This window comes from Solemya velum gill symbiont, assembly GCF_002020255.1.
Taxonomy (GTDB): domain Bacteria; phylum Pseudomonadota; class Gammaproteobacteria; order Chromatiales; family Chromatiaceae.
The window spans coordinates 134797-155337 of record NZ_MPQG01000001.1 but is presented as its reverse complement, the minus strand read 5'-3'; the positions used below and the strand labels follow the sequence as shown (position 1 = coordinate 155337).

Sequence of the window (20541 nt, the reverse complement as noted above, 5' to 3'; positions counted from 1 at the left end):
GAGTTGAGTCAAGACCTCCGGAGGGTCAGTATGAATCATAAAGCTTCGTTGAATCAGAATAAATCAGTGGAACCGAACTCTTTGCAGGGTATGCGTCGCACTGCAACAGCCATAGCTGTTGCATCAGTTCTTTCAGTTGCAACACTCCCTCAGGCTACCGCAGGATTCAGCTACGGTAGTGGAGATACCATTGCGATTACTGGCCCAGTCGACGCACACAACTACGATGGTTCTGATCTTGTCAATGTGAATGCGTACTTCGCTGATGACATCAGCGGCTCATACGGCGTTCTTCTCTGGGGTGATTCTGGAGCCAGTAGCAACACCATCACTAATAATGGCTACGATGCCGATGTCTCCGGTTCGGCAGCAGCCATCGAAGTTGGTTACATTCCAGGCCCTGATGATGTAAGGGCGCATAACAACACAATTACAAACAGCGGTAGAATGGAAGGCAGTGGCGGCGGAGCAGTACCGACTGCACGCACCGGCGTTGCACCTGCCGGTGTCATTACTCCCCCTGGAACATACCTTCAATATGAAGGTACTGTCCATATCACAGCATTTGCCGCTGAATATAATACTGATGCAGATGCAGAAGTTGATAACAACCTGATAGAAAACTCCGGAACTATCTCAGGCGATGGGACATTAGCTGTCCACCTGGGCTCATTCGCATATGTCTCTGGAAGTAGCGCTCACAAAGCTACAGCTGAAGTCGGCAATAACAGCGTCAATAACTCAGGTGGAATTGTATCCGACTATACCGGCGTACAATTTCTCTCTATCGCGGGAGGCTTTTCAGGCACTCATGCTGAAGCCACTGTCAATGATAATGTCGTCAGCAATGCATATGATGGCGATATTAATGGAGGAATGCTCAGCGGTATTGACATGACAGCCATAGCTGCTACTTCTAGTAGCTGCTGTGGTCCACAAGGTAATGCAGACGCGTCTGTTGAGGGCAACAGTATTACCAATGATGATTATGCTGGCGACTCTCTTCTGAGTGGCGCATCAATGAATGCCATCGCGGCTTCAGGTTATATGCCATTTGCCAGAGCAGATGCCGAGGTGAACAGCAACGAGATCACAAATGCCGAAAATGCCAATATTGAAGGCAAATACAACGGTATCGCACTGCGTGCTGCGGGCGAAGATATTAAATATGCCGGTGATGTAGCTGTTAATAGCAACATGATCTCCAATGACGGAACGGTTTTTGCTAGCGAAGATCAGTTCGCAGATAGTGCAGTGAAGCTTGCTTCATATGGCAACCTGGCCAACATGTTCAGCAAATATGATGGCTACGGATTACCTTTCGCGAATGACACTGAAGTCAACAGCAACACTATAACTAATAGTAGTACCGGTGATATGGTGAACTCTGCATGGATGGTTAGAGATTCAGCTGTCAGCCTGCGTGCTGATTCCAGTACCGGTGATCGGTATTACACACCATTCAGCGGCAGTTCATCAGCTGAAGTCAACTCAAACTCGATAGAAAATCACGGCTTTATCGGTTCATTTGCACAGTATAACTTTGGCGGCGGTATCGAACTTACTGCAGATGCCGGTGGTGATGCTTATGAATATGATTATATTAGTAGTGGTGGCTTCATAGATCATGAAGAGCGAATTGGCGTATCTGCTGGAACTGCTGATGTCAATAACAATACCGTTTCCAACACGAGCTCTGACACAATTGCCGTCGGTGGTTATGTACTGTTTGACGCTGATGGAATTGAGCTGAATGCGGATGCAAGTGCTTCTGCTGAGACTTATATCGATATAAGTGGCGGATTCAGCGATGCTTCAGGTAGTGCTGACAGCTTAGCCTTTGCTGGCGATGCCGATGTCAATAATAACCAGGTTGAAAATAGTGGCTCAATAGAAGTCACCGGTTACATGGGTGAAGACTCGCAGGGTATCGTTCTCGCAGCTGACGCCTGGGCATATGCAAACAGTGACGTAACGGCGCAATCCAGCGGCAGCTCAAGTGCGGATTCGTTCGGTATGGCCAGTGGCGGTACTGCACGTGTGAATAACAACGACGTCATTAACAGCGGCGATATACTGACCAGTGGTGAAGATTTCCCGAGCCAGTATATGCAGGGTATCCTCCTGACCAGTAGCGCTTCAGCTTTTGCGTACTCTGAAGCTACAGCAGTATCTGGAGGTGGTAATGGAGATGCCAGTGGCGGTGCAACAGCAATGGCTGGAACCGCAGAGGTGCATAACAATAACGTTGTGAACAGCGGAACGATTAGCACCGATGGCGAGGACTCATCAGGCATCGAACTGTCAGCTTTTGCATGGGCAGATGCGGATGTAGATCTCTCAGGTAGCTCTACTACAGATTCTGATGGCACAACTGCATCTGGCGGTTTTGCCAGCGTGGCCAACAATACCATCACTAATAGCGGTGACATCACTACCGCAGGTGGACGAGGTGCAAGTTCGACAGGCATTCTGCTCTACGCCGATGCGAGTGCGTGGGCGGAAAGATTTAGTGATGATACTGATGGTTCTGACGTAGCACGAGCAGGTATTGCAGAGATCACTGGCAACAGTGTCGATAACAGCGGAGTCATCGATGCCTGGGAAGGTATCGTGCTGGAAGCCAGGGCATCAGCCTTTGCAGACAATTACGCTCCAAGTGGTGAGGCATACCTGACTGATAACACGATTACCAACAGCGGTACGATCATTGCTGACAATGTCGGTATCGCAATCAGGGGTGAAGCTAGCGGTTCTGTTATTAACACTATATTCACCCATGGTAACTCGGTCGACAACTCAGGTTCCATGGAAGTCTACAATGGCTCAGGTATTATTGTAGGTGAAGCAGCTCCATCCGGCTCTGGCAGTTACACCTGGGATAACACGATCAACAACACGGGTACAATCCTTGCTGGTGAAGACACGGCGATTGGTATCTACGGCGATGCTGAATATTATGGCAGCGGTGGCAGCGGCAGCAGTGGCAGCAACACGCTCATTCTGGGCGCACCAGGATTCATCGCTGGTGACATCATCCTTGATGGAGACGCCAACGTGGATGTCACACTGACATCAGGCGCAGGCAACTCTGTGGCATGGACGTTTGATGATAGTGGTAGTAATGGCCCAAGCCTCCCCGTGATGACAGACGGCCCGTTACCATGGTTCACTGACTCCAACAGCGGTGGTTCAACATGGGCGACCATTGATCCGACAGCTTTCGCAGCTGCTCACAACCAGGTTGCTGATCTTACCGGCATGGCATCAGGCATGCAATTCGGTAGCATGGGGCAAGATGATTCCGGAATGGCTTCCGGTGACCCGATGACCTCGATGGATGATGGTGGTCTCTGGTTGGCGATTGAAGCAGGCGAAAGCGATTACGATGGTGACGGTGTGACAACCCTTGACCAGGAAACAACCCTGACTGGAATTGCTGCAGGTTATTCTGCGAAACTCAATCCAGAGACGCGAGTCGGCGCTATGCTCGGGTATGGCAAGTCTGAACTTGAGGTCGATAGTAATATCGGCATCGCAACCGTCAAGTCCTACGAGAGTGAACAGGATGGTATCTTCGGTGGTATCTACGGACGAGCCAAGCTGGGTTCAATCTATCTTGACCTTGCACTCAATGCAGGCTGGCAGTCACATGACCAGGCACGCCTCGTCAATGATAACCTGCAGAATGACGGTACGGATTTCGCGAATGCCAGTTATGACAGTTTCTGGTTCAGTCCTGAGATCGGTGTAATGCTGCCGATCATGGTGAGCGATACCCTGACTGTTACACCTAACTTGCGTGCACGTTACGTTTCTCAGTCAATCGACGGTTACACCGAAAAAGATTCGAACAGCAATGCGACTGTCGATGACATTGATATCGGTGTGACGGAACTGAGAGGTGGCCTGGATGTAACACACAGGACCTCGGTAATGGCCCTGACTGGAACCATCGGCTACATGAGTCGTAGTGGAAGCGGAGATGACAGCGTGAATATCACCATGATTCTCGATAATAACGATGTCGGATTCAACTACTCTGATGTAGATGCGGCATATGGTGGTATCAGTTTCGCCTACAAGATGAACGAGGCAACTACCCTGAAGCTGAATGCCAGCGTCACTGTTGGTGACGATATTGATGCAGCTAGCGCAAGCGCCAGTGTCAATATGAAGTTCTGATCCTGTATCAGTAACTGACTGGCAAGAGAGCGGCGCATGCAAATGTGCCGCTCTTTTTATTGAGAGAATTCGGGTAGAATCCTGTAATCGGAATATTGTCTGTAGTAACCAGGTTAAGAGATAAAGAGCATGGCTGAAGAGATCAAAGAGGGCGTCGCTGAAGAGACTGGTGCGGAATCAGAGTACCAGCAAGTGAAACAACCGGCAGATGCTAAAGCGCAAGCCGCTGATGAGAATGCAAAACAGCAACAGGAGCCGGTCAAGTACTCAATGTCCGGCGGGTTTGCCGATTTCCTTTTGTCACATAAAATCAGCGTTGCAATGACATCCTATCAGTCGGGCCGTCTTTACCTGCTCGGACGTAATCCCAAGGGTGGCCTGATGGTGAATGAGCAGTTTTTCAAGCGCGCCATGGGTCTGCACGTTCATGAGAAGAGTCTCTACATGGCTGGAGTAGGGCATATCTTCCGTATGGAGAATATCCTGCAGGAAGGTCAGTGGATCAACGAAACCTTTACCCAGTGTTTTGTGCCACGTACGGATTATTTTATCGGTAGTCTAGACGCGCATGATGTTGGCCTTGCTGCTGACGGACGAATTCTGTTTATCAATACCAAGTACAACTGTCTCGCATCCGTGAGTGATGTGCATAGCTTCAAAGAGGAGTGGCGCCCACCATTCATCTCCAAGCTGGTCCCCGAAGACCGCTGCCATCTCAACGGACTGGCAATGGAAAATGGCGAAGCGCGTTATGTCACGGCTGTATGCAAATCAGATACCATCGATGGCTGGCGTGATCGCCGTGCAGATGGCGGTATCGTCATGGATCTGGCGACAAACGAGACTGTTTGTGAAGGCTTGTCCATGCCGCATTCACCGCGCCTCTACAATGGCAAGCTTTGGGTGCTTAATTCCGGCACGGGTGAACTGGGCAGCGTCAACCTTGAAAGAAAAAGTTTTGAACCCCTGGCGTTCTGCCCTGGATTTGTGCGCGGACTGGCATTTCACAGCCATTTCGCTTTTGTCGGCCTTTCACGCCCCCGTTATGATCGATTTGAAGGTCTGGATCTTGACAGGCGTTTGAAGGAAGCAGATTCCGAGCCATGGACGGGTGTGCAGGTGATTGACCTGAATACCGGGGCTGTAGTGCACTGGTTCCGCATTGATGGTCCTGTAGCAGAGATGTATGACGTTGCAGTGATGCCAGATGTGATCTGTGCCAAGTCAGTGGGGCCGGGAACAGCCGAGGCCCTTGCCCTGATTACAATCGAGCCTGAGCCAGAGACTGCCTGAACCGGACCTGGAGTTGCAGCCGATGCCAGTTAGCCCCAAATCGGGTAAGCTGATGCCATGTTCAATTCGAAACTGATTCACTCTCTCCAGGCACGACTTGGTCTTGCCATGGCAGCTATCCTGGCGCTGGCTATAGTCAGCATCGGTAGCTCGGTCATCATAACGCAGACCGCGAAAGGATTTGCTGCGGCAATCAACCAGGCCGGTACACTACGCATGCAGTCCTACCGTATCGTGGCAAGCCTTGTACCTGCTGCCGGTGAGGAGGTACTCTCACCTGGTGTGCGCACCCGGTCACTGGTATCGGAATTCCGCGACCGCCTCGCGAGTGACCGAATTCAATCTGTGATGCAGAAGAATCCCTCGTTACCGGTTCAGGATTCCTATCGATTACTTGTAGAGCGTTGGGAGAGTGTGCTGGCTCCGCTAATAAGCGAGTATATCAGCCAGGCGCTGGCTGCCGAGCCATCCCGCCTGTCGCCCGACAGGCTAACCAACCTGCGCCAGGCCTACATTGCAGAAGTTGACCCTTTTGTTGACGTTATCCACCAATTTGTGCGCGCACTGGAAGTTGAGGCAGAGTCAAAAATCGAGAGATTGCAACTGATCCAGTTGATTGTTCTCATCCTGACGCTGGTTGTCGTCGTCGTACTCCTGTTTGTCAGGCGTGATCTGCATAGGCCGATGCGCGAACTGCTGGCCACTGCAGGTGCAGTGAGGCACGGTGATTTTTCTGTCAGGTGCAGTCACCCGCGCGATGATGAGCTGGGACAGCTTGGCGCTGCATTCAACCTGATGGCTGCCGACCTGTCTCATACCTACGAAGAGTTGGAGGAGCGCGTCGCCAGAAAGACAGCCGACCTTGAGAGAAGCAACCGTTCACTGGAACTGCTCTATACCGTCAGCAGGCGTCTGTCGGTGGAGACATTCGATGAAAAGGTATTGAGTCAACTGGTTGATGAGGTTGGACGCCTGATCGGTGCGAGGGGTGGTGCTATCTGCCTGGGTCAGCCGGGCGATGAGCAGGCCTTCAGGCTTGCAACGACTGCATTGAGTGATCTTCCCGCGGATGACCTGTGCATTGAGAGCAGTGATTGCGTTCGCTGTTTCGGTGATGGCAATGCACACATGATAAAGCCGCAATCAGAAAACGGTGCCTACCGTTATTCTACGCCGGTAGCCGACAAGGGAGAGCAGTATGGTGTCCTGTTGATGGACATTGATGAGGCCTCGTCGCTTGAGGAGTGGCACAAGCGCCTGCTGGATACGGTGGCATACCATATCAGCCTCGCAATTCAGCGTGAGCAGCAACTGTCGCAGAACCGCAAACTTGCACTGATGGAAGAGCGCAGTGTCATTGCACGCGAATTGCACGACTCACTGGCACAGACACTCTCATATCTGAAAATACAGGTGAGTTTGCTTCGCAATGCATTGCCGCAGGCCGGCGATGAAAAGAGTATCGAGATTCTTGAGCGTTTGCACAGCGGACTTAATAGCGCCTACGGTGAGTTGCGTGAACTTCTCACCACGTTTCGCCTGCGCCTCGGTGAGGGTGGTTTTGAGGCTGCACTGGAGCAGACAGTAGAGGATTTCCGTAAACGTGGTGAAATCAACCTGGTACTTGAAAACCGGATCGGGAACTGCCGCCTGAGCCCGAATGCCGAGATCAACCTGGTGCAGATCATTCGAGAGGCGCTTTCCAACGTTGTGCGACATTCTGATGCCAACGAGGCTTGTGTGTCGATCGATTGTGATCATGAAGGCCGTGTCACCCTGCTGATCGAAGACGACGGTGTCGGCATGCCCGGTGTTGAACAACTGGAACATCATCATGGACTGGCGATTATGCGGGAACGTGCCCGTGGGCTGGACGGGGTGCTGGATGTCGGTCGTTCAACGCATGGTGGAACAGTCGTCAAGCTCAACTTTCATGCAATGAGTGGGCAAGGAGAATAACGGGCCCCGGTGTAGCCTGATGACGATGGAGTAAAACCACCAGGCTTCTGGTTGTTCTATTCACCCGGAGTCAGTTGGTGCATCCTGTTAATTTCATCCACAGCAAGGAGTCGATTTGAATCAGCACTATTTGCCCATGTTTCAAGATCAAGTGACTGTCGCTGTTGCATATCGGGAAAATCAACCGCGTAGAAATGATAACGGGAGTCTGTTACTGGCAACATGTCTGTTTCACCGCTACGCGGATCAAACAAGCCCGCCACGGGAAGGTGAATATTGATCGCTGTTTCTGACAGCCATGAAGCGAGCCATGAAAAGGAGCTGATGCCTAAAACGACATGTTTTGAGTGGCGTATCGTCTGAAAGTCCGAAATTGCTGATCCCTGACGGAGAAAGCGGGCACCGCGAAATCTCTTTTTGAGCGCTAATGAGTAATTGTCCGGACCGATTTGACCCATGAAAACAGGTTCAAGGCCGGTTGAATCGATTATCTGCTCATAAAATGGATATGCCAGTGGGTAGTAGCTTGGGTGCCACCCGGTCAGAATATCTTCTCCCCTGATGTTGATGAGTAACTGCTTGTCGGAGAGTGGCTGGAAGTCAGTATTCGTCTGAAACAACTGCTGGTAGCGGGAAGGAGAGCCGAAATATTCAAGGCGCATTCCCCAGCCTTCGATAACAATAGAGTTGACCAATCCTTCTGCCAGGGCTTTTGCAGCCTGGTGAAAGTCAAAGCGATGCCTGGGTAATAGCAGTGCGTTGCCCTGGATTGTACGCGGTTTTAAAGGCTGACTCGCCAGACCCCACTCAGGCAGGGAGAACCCCATTATTTGCGCTTCCGGTACGAGCTGTTTCAGCTCAAATGCGAGCATGAGCTGGAACATCTGGTTTGCAAGCCTGCCATCACTCCTGATGGCAATGATTTTTTTACTCATCGTCAGCCTTGTCCAGGGGTATATCTATCCCGCTATAGAGTTTCTGGCTTGTAAACTGCACATCAGGATTGCTCCAGAATGTTGATTCCGGGGAGATGCCAAGAGGAAGAAAGGCGAGAGTCGACCAGTATAGGCTGCCTGTCGTAATGTAGAATTCTGCAAGACTGGGCTGTTGTCCACAAAAACCGATATTAAGCCAGCCGTGTTTATCAAAGGTGTTTTCTGCCCCGAGGGTGCGTTTAATGACCGAAGTCATTGCACATCGTACTTGCTCCGGGGGAAGGCTGGAGGGGAGTTGACCGGCTAATGCGAGATCTCCAAGTGCATGCAGGTTGCCACAGCGATAGGAGAGAGATCTGCCCATAGCCGGCATGGCGCCCTCCGGGGAGATTGAGCGTTCCAGCAATTCACAGTAGCGTTGCGAACGTTTGAGTTGTAACGGTACGAGACTGTTCCACTTCCTTGTATGCGAGGTTGCATTGAGAGTGGCGAGTAAAAACGGATGTATTACGTAAGAGTTGTAATAATCGGCATGGAAAACCGGACCGTCAGAGTAGTGTCCATCTCCAACATACCACTGTAGCATCTGCCTGAAAGCGTATTCGATGCGCATGGAATCATACGTGATACCTGCTTTGCAGAAGAGGGCCTCGATTATTGCAGAGAACAGCAGCCAGTTATTGAAAACGGGTGTTATTTTTCGTGATGAAAGGAGTGCCTCGATAATATTTTTTTTGTTCGCTTCAGGCAGTTCCAGCCACAGTGACTGTGGGGCACGCAGTATAGCCAAAGCGATAAGGGCTGCATCAACCAGTGATTGCGCCCCGACATCGAAAGGTAAAAAATCCGGTGAGTTCCTGTCGGTAATTGAGATGATTGTCGAACGTGCCTGTTGGCGCGCATTTGACTGTAACAGGGCCTCGTCGCCCTGCAGGCCGCTCAGTTCAAGCCAGGGAGCAATACCAGAAAGTGTTCTGCCGACAGCTTCCAGGTGCGAGACCTTTATGCGTTTTTCTCGCTCTGGCCCCTCGACCGGCATATTTTTCTTCAAGGTTCCGTTGGCACCATTCTCCAGGACCGGAGATGCAATCCTGATCAAAAAGGAGAGCCACTCATTTCGTGTTTGTTGTTGAGGGGGGGATTGGTTCATAGAGAATTTTTCTTTCCGTTCACGAGCGCTGTCCGATAGCGGATAGTGCCTGTATCCCCGCGGAAGCAAAATGCCGAATCAAATTGCTGAGAACTTCGCGTGATTCCCCATACCGGGAAACTGTATATTTTTGTGCCTTGTTGGCTGCAGCTATGCCGGCACAAGCATCGGTAATTTGCAGTGACCTTCCACTTTCCATAAGGCGTGCAATGGCGGTCATTTCCGCATGTGTCAGATCCGGGAAGAATAGCCCCAGGAGTTTGATTCGATATTGCAGCTTGTCAGAGTGGAGTCTGCGCAGGTTTGTATTGGTTTCTGCCGTGATGTTGGTGTCATGGCGCCTGTATGTGAGCAGATGCTGTTTCAATAGATGAAACTTTGCACCTGCAGCCATCGCTTCGATCCAGAGGCCATGATCGCTGTCGGTGCGGGACAGGGGGTATTGAATGGAGTTCATTCTGAGAAAGCCGGTACGCATCATGGTCGTGGGATGAATCATCGAAGAGCCGTCCATCGCAAGCAGGCGTGACTTGATCACGGCATCCTCCTGCGGATGATTCATTCTGCCCTCTTCCCCGGCTACGATTTTGACGGCATCTGTACCAAGAATATGTACATCCGGATGCGCCTCCATGAATGAGACCTGTGCCGTAAGGCGGCCTGGAAATGCGATGTCATCCGAATCCATCACCGCGATGTAATCGCCGGTGGCACAATTCATTCCGATATTACGTGAGATGGATACGCCGCTGTTTACAGGGAGCTCTACGACTCGCAGGCGAGGATCATTGTAGTTTGCGAGTATCGCGGCGGTGGAGTCGGTTGAACCATCGTTGACTATGATGAATTCGAAATTGCCGTAATCCTGTTTCAGAATTGAATCAATCGCCTCACTCACCATTGACTGGCGATTGTAGACTGGCATGACAACAGAGACTTTTGACATAATTATCCGGGATATTATGAGTGTTTCATCTATTCTAGCTGTTAAGCCGGGTCTGATGTCTGCTGATGAGACTCCGGTACATCAGCAAGACCGTGTCGGTGCGTTGATTTCAGATTCTCAACAAGATCTGCATCCCCTGCTTTCTGCTCGAGCAGTGGTTGCAGGGCCGCTTCGAATCTTGCTGTACTTGCCTCGAGGCTGTGCAGGCGTTTTCCTACTGCATACGCCTTTTTGACCTCTTCCTGGTAAAGCTGTTCATTATCAAACATGCTGGTAATCCAGTCGGCAGCTTCATCGAGCTTCTCTTTTCTAGGCAGACGCGTGTAAGGTTTCTCATGCATCAGGTCATGCAGGTGAAGTTGATAGCCTGCGTCATCAATCATCTCGGGCATACCACCACGGTCGGTAATCAGCGCAGGGATACCGTTGAGCATCGCTTCGGCAAGAATGCGTCCTGAACTTTCCCACCACAGGCTGGGTGCCAGTAGCAGCCTGGCGCGGCCATAGACGGGACGCATGTCGGTCGTGTGAGATGTAATGACGATGTTGTCCAGGCTCTTGCGATCCTGGCCAAGCTCCTTTAAAACGGCATCGAATATGAGTTGCCAGTTACCGCGAGACTCCACCACTTCGAAAATGATGTCCGGTCGACTCTTTTCGAGCAGCAGTGCAAGCATTATGACGATGCTGACACCCTTGGCCCACGAGGGATTGATGAACAAGACATGCTTGCGTTCGTGTTGTGTCGCAATCACGGGTTCAGGATCGATAAATGCACCTATCGGTGTGACGGGAATACCGCTGCGCTCAAGGTACATGTCAGCTGTCGCCCGGCTGTCCGTCAGTATCAGGTCGATATCCCGATTCCAGCGTGTACCATGGTAATTGCCATTGGCAAGATAGAAGGCCACCGGGATGCCTCGTGCGCGTGCCTCATCCGCAATATCCCAGTCGCTGATCATGCCGCCATATAAGTAGACCAGGTCAGGCTTGAATTCGTGCAGTGCAGTGGTATACCGGGAAATCCACTTGAAGGTCTCATCAGTGCCAAGTTGGCCCCGTACGATCGAGCGGGTGATCAGCAATGTATGCTTGAGATCTCCGTCACTAATGGTGGTAAATTTACCCTGGTTGTCCTTGTTGAAGACGCCGTGTTTTGCAAGCTTGCTTTTGCCCTTGTCTGCATCGAAAACAGTCGCGCCGAGAATGGCTATTTCATACCCGCGTTTTGCCAACTGAATTAACATTTCACGTACGGCCATGGAGGCCCCGCTCGAACTGTCCATCAGGCAATAGAAATTTGCCCAAAGAATTCTCGGTTTACGTGTTGGAGTTTTTTCATCTGTTGATGTATTCATCAATCTCACCGGTTTTGGCATTCGGGCATCATTTTATGCTTCGGATTCTATCAAACACGGGTGATATAATCCTGTTATTCAGCCTGACGGGTGGCCTGCACGGGATTCACCCTGTGCAGAATTCAAGAGAGGCTTCTCCAGGAGAATTTGATGACGATGACCAGAATGATCGTGGCCGCTATGTTGCTGGTTGCATCTGTTGCAGTCCATGCACAGCAGGGTAAGTGGCAGCAACTCAACAAGGTGGTCACCACGCTCTACAGCCAGGGCAATTACCCGAAGGCCCTGTCAGTTGCCAAAACAGCCTTGTCTGTTGCTAAAGATGAACTGGGAAAGAAGCATCCTGCTGTCGCCAGTGCTCATACCAATATCGGTCTTATACACAAATCCCTTGGCCAATACAGTGAGTCGGAAGCTGCCTTCAAGCGTGCCTTGTCACTACGTAAGCAGTTGTATGATGAAAACAGGGACGTAGCTAACAGCCTCGCTAATCTATCGAGTCTCTACCGCACCATGGGGCGTTACAAGCGTGCAGAGAAGTTTGGCAAGCGTTCTCTCAAAATGAGAGAGAAGCTATTCGGTCCTGATAACCCTTCGGTGGCGATTGCCCTGGACAGTCTCGCAGCGCTCTACAATGAACAGAGCCGATTTAAAAAGGCGGAGCCGCTCTCTCTGCGAGCGCTTCAGATCTATCGGAAGGCGTATGGACCTGAACACGCAGAAGTCGCCAGTAGTATGAATAGCCTTGCGGTTGCCTACGAGGCCCAGGGATTGCACGATCAGGCTGAGCCCATGTTCAGACGCGCGCTTGATATCCGTCAGAAAGTGCTTGGTAAAAATCATCTCTCAGTTGCCGCGAGTCAGAGCAACCTGGCCTTCTTCTATTTCAGCCAGGAACGTTACGATATGGCTGAACCGCTGTTCCGAAAAGCGTTGCAGACCAGAAAAAAAGCACTTGGCAGGAATCACCCGGATGTAGCGACAGCTATGAGTAACCTGGCTTCTGTCTATCGTAAACAAGGCAAATATCGCAAGGCGGAGTCGCAATATAAAAGTGCACTGAGAATTCAGGAAAAGAAGCTCGGTAAGTCACACCCCTCGGTTGCCATAACACTGCATAACCTCGGCGTTCTCTATGTCGACCAGGGCAAGCATAAACGGGCGGAACCACTTTTCGAACGCTCACTGGCTATTTTCGAATCATCATTCGGACCCCAACATGACGAGATTACCTCAACGCTGGAAGGGATGGCTGATCTTTACCGTGAGATGGGCAAAGAGAAAGCCGCGCAAGAGGTTGAATTGCGGGTGTCGAGAATTCTTGAGGAGAGGAAAGCCAAGAATTGATTCGATGAGTTCACTATTTTTCGGCCATCCATGGCGGTCACGGAACTTGGTGGAGTCCCTGGTGCTGTAAATTATGTATATTCAGATCCCCGCATTCGCGGGATGATGAGTAAAAAAAGATTATGGTAGTTTTACGCTCATTGTTACGCCGCCGTCAGCATGAACTGAATCATAGCCACGAATGGTGACCGAACGGACACCTTCCGGAATCGCGACGCCTGCCAGGCTACGGGTAAATGGCTGCTCATTCTCATGCGGATGGTGCAGTACCCTGGTGCCCAGAACATTGCCGTCACTATCGATAACATCCCACTTGTTTGCATAATGATCCCAGCCTGTATCCCCGTGCAGCAGGCTGACATGGAAAGTGTATAAGCCGCCTGGTGTCTTGTAGACGTTTACATCAACAACGTCCGCTTCCCCGGCCTCGGTTGCAGTCATCATCATGATCAGAATGATCGCAGTCGCAATGGGTTTATGTAAGAAACGCATCTGCTGCTCTCCATAAGAATTGATTGGCAGTGTCTGCCGAATATACACCAGCACGCACGAGGCGTTGACAGAAATATGACTTGTTCAGGCTAATCACAGGCCAATCGGGAACGATTACTTATACCTCCAGTGGGTGCACAATTTGTGTGCGCCCCAGGTATGGGCAGTGTTTATTCTGGTGCGGCGCACCATCCTCAAGTCATTGTCAACTCCAGCAGAAAGCCTTGTATAGCGGTTAATTTCCATGTTGGCACGCTACATGCATTAGAGATCTCTAACAGAGTTTATTTTCACAATATTGGAGATCAGTACATGGTTATCAGTAATAAATCCAACCGCAGGCACTTTATTAAGAAGGCAGCACTCGCAGTGGGCTCAGCCCTGTTGCTTGGCGGCAGCCTGCTTCCTGCCAGTGTTATGGCGGAATTAGGGGAGCCTGAAAAAGAGGAACTGAAATTCGGTTTCATCAAGCTGACGGACATGGCGCCGTTGGCAATCGCCTATGAAAAAGGGTATTTCGAGGATGAGGGCCTCTATGTCACGCTGGAAGCACAGGCAAACTGGAAAGTCCTGCTCGACGGCGTGATTGACGGGCAACTCGATGGTGCGCACATGCTCGCCGGTCAACCCCTTGCTGCCACAATCGGCTTTGGCACCAAGGCACACATTGTCACGCCACTATCGATGGATCTGAACGGTAACGGCATCACGGTCTCAAACGAGATCTGGGAAAAGATGAAGGCGCATGTTCCGATGGGAGAGGACGGCAAGCCTGTCCATCCGATCAAGGCGGATTACCTCAAGCCTGTTGTCGAGGAGTACAAAAAGGAAGGCAAGCCATTCAACATGGGTATGGTTTTTCCTGTTTCGACGCATAACTACGAACTGCGTTACTGGCTGGCGGCTGGTGGTATTCACCCCGGTTACTATGCACCTGCAAAAGGCGACATCACCGGTCAGATCGATGCGGATGCACTGCTATCGGTCACTCCACCTCCACAGATGCCTGCAACACTCGAAGCAGGAACCATCTACGGATATTGTGTTGGAGAGCCCTGGAACCAGCAGGCTGTCTTCAAGGGTATCGGCGTTCCTGTCATCACCGACTACGAAATCTGGAAAGACAATCCTGAAAAAGTTTTCGGTATGACAAAAGAGTTTACCGAGACATACCCGAACACCACTGTTCGTGTAGTCAAGGCGATGCTGCGTGCAGCCAAGTGGCTTGATGAGAACGACAATGCCAATCGTATGGAGGCTGTGAAGATCCTTTCCAAATCTCAATATGTTGGTGCGGATGCAGATGTTATCGCGAACTCAATGACCGGCACATTCGAGTATGAGAAGGGCGACAAGCGTGAAGTGCCTGACTTCAATGTCTTCTTCCGCTACTTCGCAACATATCCGTACTACTCTGATGCTGTCTGGTATCTCAGCCAGATGCGTCGCTGGGGACAGATTGCCGAGCCAAAGAGCGACGACTGGTACATGGAGACTGCGAAGAGTGTTTACCGTCCAGACATCTACCAGAAAGCGGCTGAAGCGCTGATCGAAGAAGGCACTCTGTCTGCAGACGAGTTCCCCGACTTTGCTACTGAAACCGGTTTTCGTGCTCCACAGAGTGAATTCATCGACGAGGTGACATTCGACGGAACCAAGCCGAATGAATACCTGGAGAAATTCAGCATTGGCCTGAAGGGCGAAGAAGTCATCAAGTAAAAGGAAATCCATGCTCCATGGATGGAGCAGTCACACAACAGTTTAAAAGAGATTAACGGGGCTACAATGAAACTCCTGAAATTAACAACCGGCTGGCTGGAACCTGTCATCAAGCTGCTCAAGGGCGAAAACCCGAAACAGCAGCTGACGATTATTGGCCGCAGCCTGATTGTGCCGCTGATAGGCATCGCCGTGTTCCTGGCGATCTGGCAAGGCACAGCACCACGAATCGTTACCTCGCTGGGTGCTTTTCCCGGTCCTGTGCAGGTTTGGGAGCAATCCGTCAACCTCGTTGCAGAACATAACGAAGAGCGGGAAAAAGCCGAGGCATTCTACGAGCGTCAGCGACTGCGTAACGAAAAGAAGCTGGCCAAAAACCCGGATGCGAAAGTCAAGATTCGCTCTTACACTGGCAAGCCGACATTTCTTGACCAGATAGTGACAAGCCTTGTCACGGTAATGACAGGCTTTCTTCTTGCCTCGGCAATCGCGATACCGGTTGGCATTCTGATTGGTCTGAGTCCGACGCTGTATGGTGCAATCAATCCGCTCATCCAGTTGTTCAAACCGGTCTCTCCGCTTGCATGGCTGCCCCTGGTGACCATGGTGGTCAGTGCTGTCTATGTCAGCAGTGATCCGATGTTCTCAAAATCATTTATTACTTCAATGCTGACAGTGCTGCTGTGCTGCCTGTGGCCCACCATGATCAATACTGCTGTCGGCGTCGCCGGTATCAGCAAGGATCTTCTCAATGTCAGCAAGGTGCTGAGCCTTGGCTGGTGGACGCACATATTCAAAATCGTACTGCCATCGGCAATACCGATGATGTTTACTGGCCTGCGCCTGTCGCTGGGTATTGCGTGGATGGTTTTGATCGCAGCCGAAATGCTGGCTCAGAATCCGGGGCTCGGAAAGTTCGTCTGGGATGAATTCCAGAACGGCAGTTCAAATTCACTTGGCCGCATCATGGTCGCCGTACTGGTGATTGGATTTATCGGTTTCATTCTTGATCGCATCATGTTGTCGCTGCAGAAAGGCGCTTCATGGGACAAGTCTGCAGTACTGCGCTAACAGGAAATTATCATGACTATTTCACACCTGGAACTAACCGATGTCTGTATCGATTTCCCGACACCAAACGGTCCCTTTCGTGCTCTTAATCACGTCAATCTGAATGTTGATAAGGGTGAATTCATTTCACTTATCGGCCACTCCGGCTGCGGCAAATCAACTGTGCTGAATATTGTTGCCGGTCTTCATCAGGCGACCCAGGGCGGTGTCGTGCTGGATGGAAAGGAAGTTGATCAGCCGGGACCGGAACGTGCCGTTGTATTTCAGAACCATTCACTGCTGCCATGGTTGAGCGCTTATGAAAACGTCGAGCTTGCCGTCAAGCAGGTTTTTAAAAGAAGCAAGATAAAAGCGGAGATGCGGGAATGGATCGAACACAACATGCAACTTGTTCACATGGAACATGCGATGGACAAGCGCCCTGGTGAAATCTCCGGAGGCATGAAGCAGCGTGTCGGAATCGCACGTGCACTGGCGATGGAACCAAAGGTTCTGTTAATGGATGAGCCTTTCGGTGCGCTTGATGCACTGACGCGTGCGCATCTGCAGGACTCCCTCATGGAGATTCATGCGGATCTTGGTAACACGGTCATTATGATTACGCATGATGTCGATGAGGCAGTACTGTTGTCAGATCGGATCGTCATGATGACCAACGGACCTGCTGCGACCATTGGCGATATCCTGAAGATTGAACTGGAGAGACCGCGTGAACGTGTCTCCATGTCCGAATCGGAAGAGTACAACCATTACCGCCATGAAGTTCTCAAGTTTCTTTATGAGCGTCAGCGTAATCCTGCAGATGTTGAACCTGAAGTTGCTGAAGAGAAGCCTGACAAGGGCCCGGAACTGGAACTGGTTGGCAAGGAAGACGCTGCCTGATTCTTCGTGGCACTCGACACTATCTCCCAGATGTGCAACATTATTCATTGCAGATGAATACTTGCACGTGGGAATAGAAGGGTATGGAATTAAAAAAACGCACCTGGGAGATAGTCGAGTCCGCCAAGCCTGGTGATCATGTCAGCAGGGTGTTTGATATCTGCCTCATGGTATTGATTATCACCAATGTGACTATGGTGATATTAGATAGTGTCCCCTCAATTCACAGCAAATACGGTGATCTGTTTTTCTGGTTCGAGGCATTCTCTGTCGCGATTTTCACAGTTGAGTATATTGCAAGAATCTGGTCGTGCAACGTCAGTGAACGCTATGCAAAGCCATTTTTCGGCAGGTTGAGATTTGCAGCTCATCCCTTGCCTCTGATCGACTTGATCGCAATCCTTCCGTTTTTCCTTCCACTGCTTGGCGCAGATCTGCTTATTGTTCGTATATTCCGATTGCTGCGGATACTCCGTATCTTCAAGCTGGTTCGGTATTCGCGTGCTTCTTCACTCATTGGCGGGGTATTCAAGGACAAGACAGAAGAGTTGGCCCTGTCAACGATCTTGCTGATGTTTATGCTGATTGTATCGGCAGCACTAATGTATCACGCCGAACATGAAGTACAGCCAGAGGTCTTTTCGAGTATTCCTGCTGCAATCTGGTGGTCGGTTGTAACCTTGACAACAGTCGGTTATGGAGACGTCTACCCACTAACTGCGATGGGGAAGTTTTTTGGTGGAGTGATCGCAGTTATTGGCATAGGTATTGTTGCCTTGCCAACCGGTATTCTGAGTGCGGGATTTGTCGAGGCAATTAACAAGAGCCACGCTAAATCTGCTGAATCAAAATGCCCGCACTGTGGCAAAGACCTGCATTAGCAGTAATGCTTGGCGGCCAACCCCCTATTTTTGTACAAGCCTGATCCAGTCGATACCCGCAAGATAGCCTGTCGATGCCTTATTTTTACCCGAGATCGTCAAGCGTATCTGATTACTGCCTGCCTTGAGTGTAAATGCCCCGAGATCTAGTTTGACAGGGCCGGATACCCGCCTGGCATAACCATCAAATTTCACTTTGGCAGACTTCCCATTCACATTAAACTTCAGTTTTCCGTAGTCAGGCGCCTTTGTCAGGTAAATCTCAACTTTCCATTTACCTGCTTGTGGAACTGTTACATTCAGATCAAGTGTTGATTTCTTTTTTCCACCAGACCAGAAAAGTTGCTTCCCGCCACTCCAGCTATTACCAAACCTTTTCATGTACTGCACCACGACCTTTCCGCCGCGTAAAAAGCTCTTGTTAAGCATGGTTAGCGTCTCGGCCTCGATTGTTACTGCTGTAGCCCGTTTTGGAATCTGTTTGCCGGTAAATACCGGTTTTATAATTTTGGGGGCTTTAATTGCCTCAGGTTTGGCAGCAGGTACCGGGATGATGCTGGCTGGAGGTTTGGCCGGCAGCGGAATTGTCTGCTGCGGCTGTTGTTGCTTTTTGCCACCAGGAATGATGCTTCCGCCAAATTCCTTTCCCGGTTTCGGTATCGTAATCGGTGTCTTATTACCCGGCATGGGGATCGTTTGTGATGGTCCCTTCGGGAAAGAGGGAACAGTGATAGGCGGCACATCGACCCTGCAATATTTCCTTCCATCTCTGCGGAAAATAGAGAGGCAATGTGTATGACCCGGGAAGTTGTCACAAGTGACCGCCAGGCCACTCTTGGCAGCTTCTTCCTTGCCGGGTGACACGCAGCCCCTGTTTTTCAGGTCGCCGAGCTGAATAATCAGCCTGAGTGACTCGCTGGCAAACTCCTGTGCATAGCGGGGCTCCATTCCCTCGCAGGCACGAGTCCAGACAGTTGGCTGAACATCCTGTGTCTTGATGTCGGCGTAACACTCGTCTGCGAGTTGGTCGAATAGCGCTTTGAAATGCGGAATTTGTTTTCCCTTGTCACGCAGAAGCCTGCAGCGGGCATCAGTGGGCTCCGGGAACGGGAAGCGTTTGCGTACCTGGAAAGCACAGTTTTGCACGAAGAACTTCTGTCCAGGCAGGTCCTGTGCCGACGGTTTGCCGAAGGATGCCAGTACGGCGGCACGAATGGCCGGGCGGGCGACCGTATCGAAATAGCCGTCGACTGCGATTGGCAATGCCCTTGCGAAGGCATGAACTTCCGGATTGAAACGCTTGTCACGCATGTCATCACAGGTTTTGCGTGCAGTTGAACGATACTGGTTATGAGAATCGAAATAGTCAACGCAGGGATGCCAGATTTTGCTTGATATTGGTCCCAGGCTCTGCCCATTCAGTACCAGTACCAGTGCCGTGGCATAGTGATACCAGGGTTGCCAGTAAAGGGCGTAGTAGGTGTCGTACGGCATGTGACTGTCATCACCGAAGATTAGGTTCTCAAGTGCATCAACACCGGCGACGACGCCCTGTGCCACCTTGTCTGCCATCTCCTTGGCACCACGCAGTATCTGGCCGAATGTTCCACAAACAAGATCTTTTGCGGTACCTGCGACTCCATCACCGGGGATGAATGTACACACCCCGGGGCCAAGTAGTTCTACCACACCCCACCAGTCAGGGCCTTTGAGAACCCCATACGCCTTGTCGATTACGCTGACGTTGTTGGCTATGACCCAGCCGATTATATTGCAGGCAGGCTGTTTTGCAGGTCCCTGTACCGGCAGTACCGCGCAAGAAACTGTTTTGGCTACAACTTCACCACCGATTGTGACAACATCCATCCAGTGTTCTTTGCGGGCAGCATCAAAAACTGCCACGGCCTTCTTGATGCGGTCATCTTCCGGACCAATCGGAATCACCCCCGGGACCTGTTTCTCTGCTGCCTCGGTTGCACAGGCTGCAGCACTGCCACCGCCGGCCAGGCACTCAATCAGTGGACGTGCGGGCAAGAGTGTCGGATCGACTGCCTCAATGACCCAGTCAAGCAGGTCTTTTGCACTGGCTGGTCCTGCGAAAAGGAGTAATGTCGCCGTAATCGTGATGCGCAGGAATTGAGAGATGGAGTTTTTGAGCTTGCGTCGCCGGGATTTGGTCAAGCCAGGATCCTGTTTCGGTGAGCAGCAAGAGCCTATGGTAATGATGGAATCCTGAACATTCATGGTTACGGTCTCCGTCATGAATGAAGCGAATATGAGGTAACTGCGTAACGATGACCTCTACACACTAAGTAATAGTATA

The 20541-nt window shown here is 50.9% G+C and carries 14 protein-coding genes; 8 read left to right on the top strand and 6 right to left on the bottom strand.

Going from position 1 to position 20541, the window contains the following annotated elements; all coding sequences use genetic code 11:
- The first annotated feature begins 30 nt into the window (after window positions 1-30).
- The 3 genes from BOW06_RS00690 to BOW06_RS00680 all read left to right on the top strand — a co-directional run bounded on the left by BOW06_RS00690 (window position 31) and on the right by BOW06_RS00680 (window position 7437).
- Window positions 31-4185: an autotransporter outer membrane beta-barrel domain-containing protein gene (locus BOW06_RS00690; RefSeq protein ID WP_078455115.1), complete on the top strand. Its 4155-nt coding sequence runs from the start codon at window positions 31-33 to the stop codon at window positions 4183-4185.
- Between the two features lie 129 nt (window positions 4186-4314).
- Entirely contained in the window at window positions 4315-5478 is a 1164-nt protein-coding gene (locus BOW06_RS00685) for a TIGR03032 family protein (RefSeq protein WP_143555828.1), read from the top strand.
- Between the two features lie 57 nt (window positions 5479-5535).
- Window positions 5536-7437 (top strand): histidine kinase, encoded by a 1902-nt coding sequence (locus BOW06_RS00680; RefSeq protein ID WP_078454362.1) that lies wholly within the window; start codon window positions 5536-5538, stop codon window positions 7435-7437.
- A 56-nt stretch (window positions 7438-7493) separates the two neighbouring features.
- Here the strand turns inward: BOW06_RS00680 and BOW06_RS00675 are convergent, their stop codons facing one another.
- Genes BOW06_RS00675 through BOW06_RS00660 form a run of 4 tightly spaced genes read right to left on the bottom strand, consistent with a single transcriptional unit; the run spans window position 7494 to window position 11826 of the window.
- Complete coding sequence (locus BOW06_RS00675) at window positions 7494-8372, bottom strand: O-fucosyltransferase family protein (RefSeq protein ID WP_052132301.1); 879 nt, start codon at window positions 8370-8372, stop codon at window positions 7494-7496.
- Window positions 8365-9522, bottom strand: coding sequence for a DUF2264 domain-containing protein (locus BOW06_RS00670; RefSeq protein ID WP_043118311.1), 1158 nt, complete (start codon window positions 9520-9522; stop codon window positions 8365-8367). Before BOW06_RS00670 ends, BOW06_RS00675 begins: the two co-directional genes overlap by 8 nt.
- Before the next feature lie 19 nt (window positions 9523-9541).
- Window positions 9542-10468 carry a glycosyltransferase family 2 protein gene (locus BOW06_RS00665; RefSeq protein WP_052132303.1) on the bottom strand — a complete coding sequence of 309 codons (927 nt, stop codon included), beginning with the start codon at window positions 10466-10468 and terminating at the stop codon, window positions 9542-9544.
- Between the two features lie 41 nt (window positions 10469-10509).
- The gene (locus tag BOW06_RS00660) at window positions 10510-11826 is read right to left on the bottom strand and encodes a glycosyltransferase (RefSeq protein ID WP_052132304.1); all 1317 of its coding nucleotides are present in this window, start codon (window positions 11824-11826) and stop codon (window positions 10510-10512) included.
- Window positions 11827-11976: 150 nt separating this feature from the next.
- Here BOW06_RS00660 and BOW06_RS00655 point away from each other — a divergent pair, with 150 nt between their 5' ends.
- On the top strand, window positions 11977-13173 hold the full coding sequence (locus tag BOW06_RS00655) for a tetratricopeptide repeat protein (RefSeq protein ID WP_043118313.1): 1197 nt from the start codon (window positions 11977-11979) through the stop codon (window positions 13171-13173).
- A gap of 120 nt (window positions 13174-13293) precedes the next feature.
- On the opposite strand, the gene BOW06_RS00650 is transcribed toward BOW06_RS00655, so the two are convergent.
- A complete protein-coding gene (locus BOW06_RS00650; protein WP_043118315.1) occupies window positions 13294-13665 on the bottom strand; it encodes a hypothetical protein in 372 nt (123 codons plus the stop codon).
- A 312-nt stretch (window positions 13666-13977) separates the two neighbouring features.
- On the opposite strand from BOW06_RS00650, the gene BOW06_RS00645 reads away from it, so the two are divergent.
- The 4 genes from BOW06_RS00645 (at window position 13978) to BOW06_RS00630 (ending at window position 18218) form a co-directional block, all read left to right on the top strand.
- On the top strand, window positions 13978-15384 hold the full coding sequence (locus BOW06_RS00645; protein ID WP_052132305.1) for a CmpA/NrtA family ABC transporter substrate-binding protein: 1407 nt from the start codon (window positions 13978-13980) through the stop codon (window positions 15382-15384).
- 66 nt (window positions 15385-15450) lie between these two features.
- A complete protein-coding gene (locus tag BOW06_RS00640) occupies window positions 15451-16455 on the top strand; it encodes an ABC transporter permease (protein WP_043118810.1) in 1005 nt (334 codons plus the stop codon).
- Between the two features lie 12 nt (window positions 16456-16467).
- Window positions 16468-17337, top strand: a complete 870-nt coding sequence (locus tag BOW06_RS00635) for an ABC transporter ATP-binding protein (RefSeq protein WP_078454361.1) — start codon at window positions 16468-16470, stop codon at window positions 17335-17337.
- Window positions 17338-17420: 83 nt separating this feature from the next.
- Entirely contained in the window at window positions 17421-18218 is a 798-nt protein-coding gene (locus BOW06_RS00630; RefSeq protein ID WP_043118318.1) for an ion transporter, read from the top strand.
- Between the two features lie 24 nt (window positions 18219-18242).
- On the opposite strand, the gene BOW06_RS00625 is transcribed toward BOW06_RS00630, so the two are convergent.
- A complete protein-coding gene (locus BOW06_RS00625) occupies window positions 18243-20462 on the bottom strand; it encodes a carbohydrate-binding protein (protein ID WP_078454360.1) in 2220 nt (739 codons plus the stop codon).
- Between the last annotated feature and the right edge of the window lie 79 nt (window positions 20463-20541).

Coding starts and splice junctions, on each gene's coding strand:
- BOW06_RS00690 (WP_078455115.1), top strand. CDS start 31: ATGAATCATAAAGCTTCGTTGAATCAGAATAAATCAGTGGAACCGAAC.
- BOW06_RS00685 (WP_143555828.1), top strand. CDS start 4,315: ATGGCTGAAGAGATCAAAGAGGGCGTCGCTGAAGAGACTGGTGCGGAA.
- BOW06_RS00680 (WP_078454362.1), top strand. CDS start 5,536: ATGTTCAATTCGAAACTGATTCACTCTCTCCAGGCACGACTTGGTCTT.
- BOW06_RS00675 (WP_052132301.1), bottom strand. CDS start 8,372: ATGAGTAAAAAAATCATTGCCATCAGGAGTGATGGCAGGCTTGCAAAC.
- BOW06_RS00670 (WP_043118311.1), bottom strand. CDS start 9,522: ATGAACCAATCCCCCCCTCAACAACAAACACGAAATGAGTGGCTCTCC.
- BOW06_RS00665 (WP_052132303.1), bottom strand. CDS start 10,468: ATGTCAAAAGTCTCTGTTGTCATGCCAGTCTACAATCGCCAGTCAATG.
- BOW06_RS00660 (WP_052132304.1), bottom strand. CDS start 11,826: ATGAATACATCAACAGATGAAAAAACTCCAACACGTAAACCGAGAATT.
- BOW06_RS00655 (WP_043118313.1), top strand. CDS start 11,977: ATGACGATGACCAGAATGATCGTGGCCGCTATGTTGCTGGTTGCATCT.
- BOW06_RS00650 (WP_043118315.1), bottom strand. CDS start 13,665: ATGCGTTTCTTACATAAACCCATTGCGACTGCGATCATTCTGATCATG.
- BOW06_RS00645 (WP_052132305.1), top strand. CDS start 13,978: ATGGTTATCAGTAATAAATCCAACCGCAGGCACTTTATTAAGAAGGCA.
- BOW06_RS00640 (WP_043118810.1), top strand. CDS start 15,451: ATGAAACTCCTGAAATTAACAACCGGCTGGCTGGAACCTGTCATCAAG.
- BOW06_RS00635 (WP_078454361.1), top strand. CDS start 16,468: ATGACTATTTCACACCTGGAACTAACCGATGTCTGTATCGATTTCCCG.
- BOW06_RS00630 (WP_043118318.1), top strand. CDS start 17,421: ATGGAATTAAAAAAACGCACCTGGGAGATAGTCGAGTCCGCCAAGCCT.
- BOW06_RS00625 (WP_078454360.1), bottom strand. CDS start 20,462: ATGAATGTTCAGGATTCCATCATTACCATAGGCTCTTGCTGCTCACCG.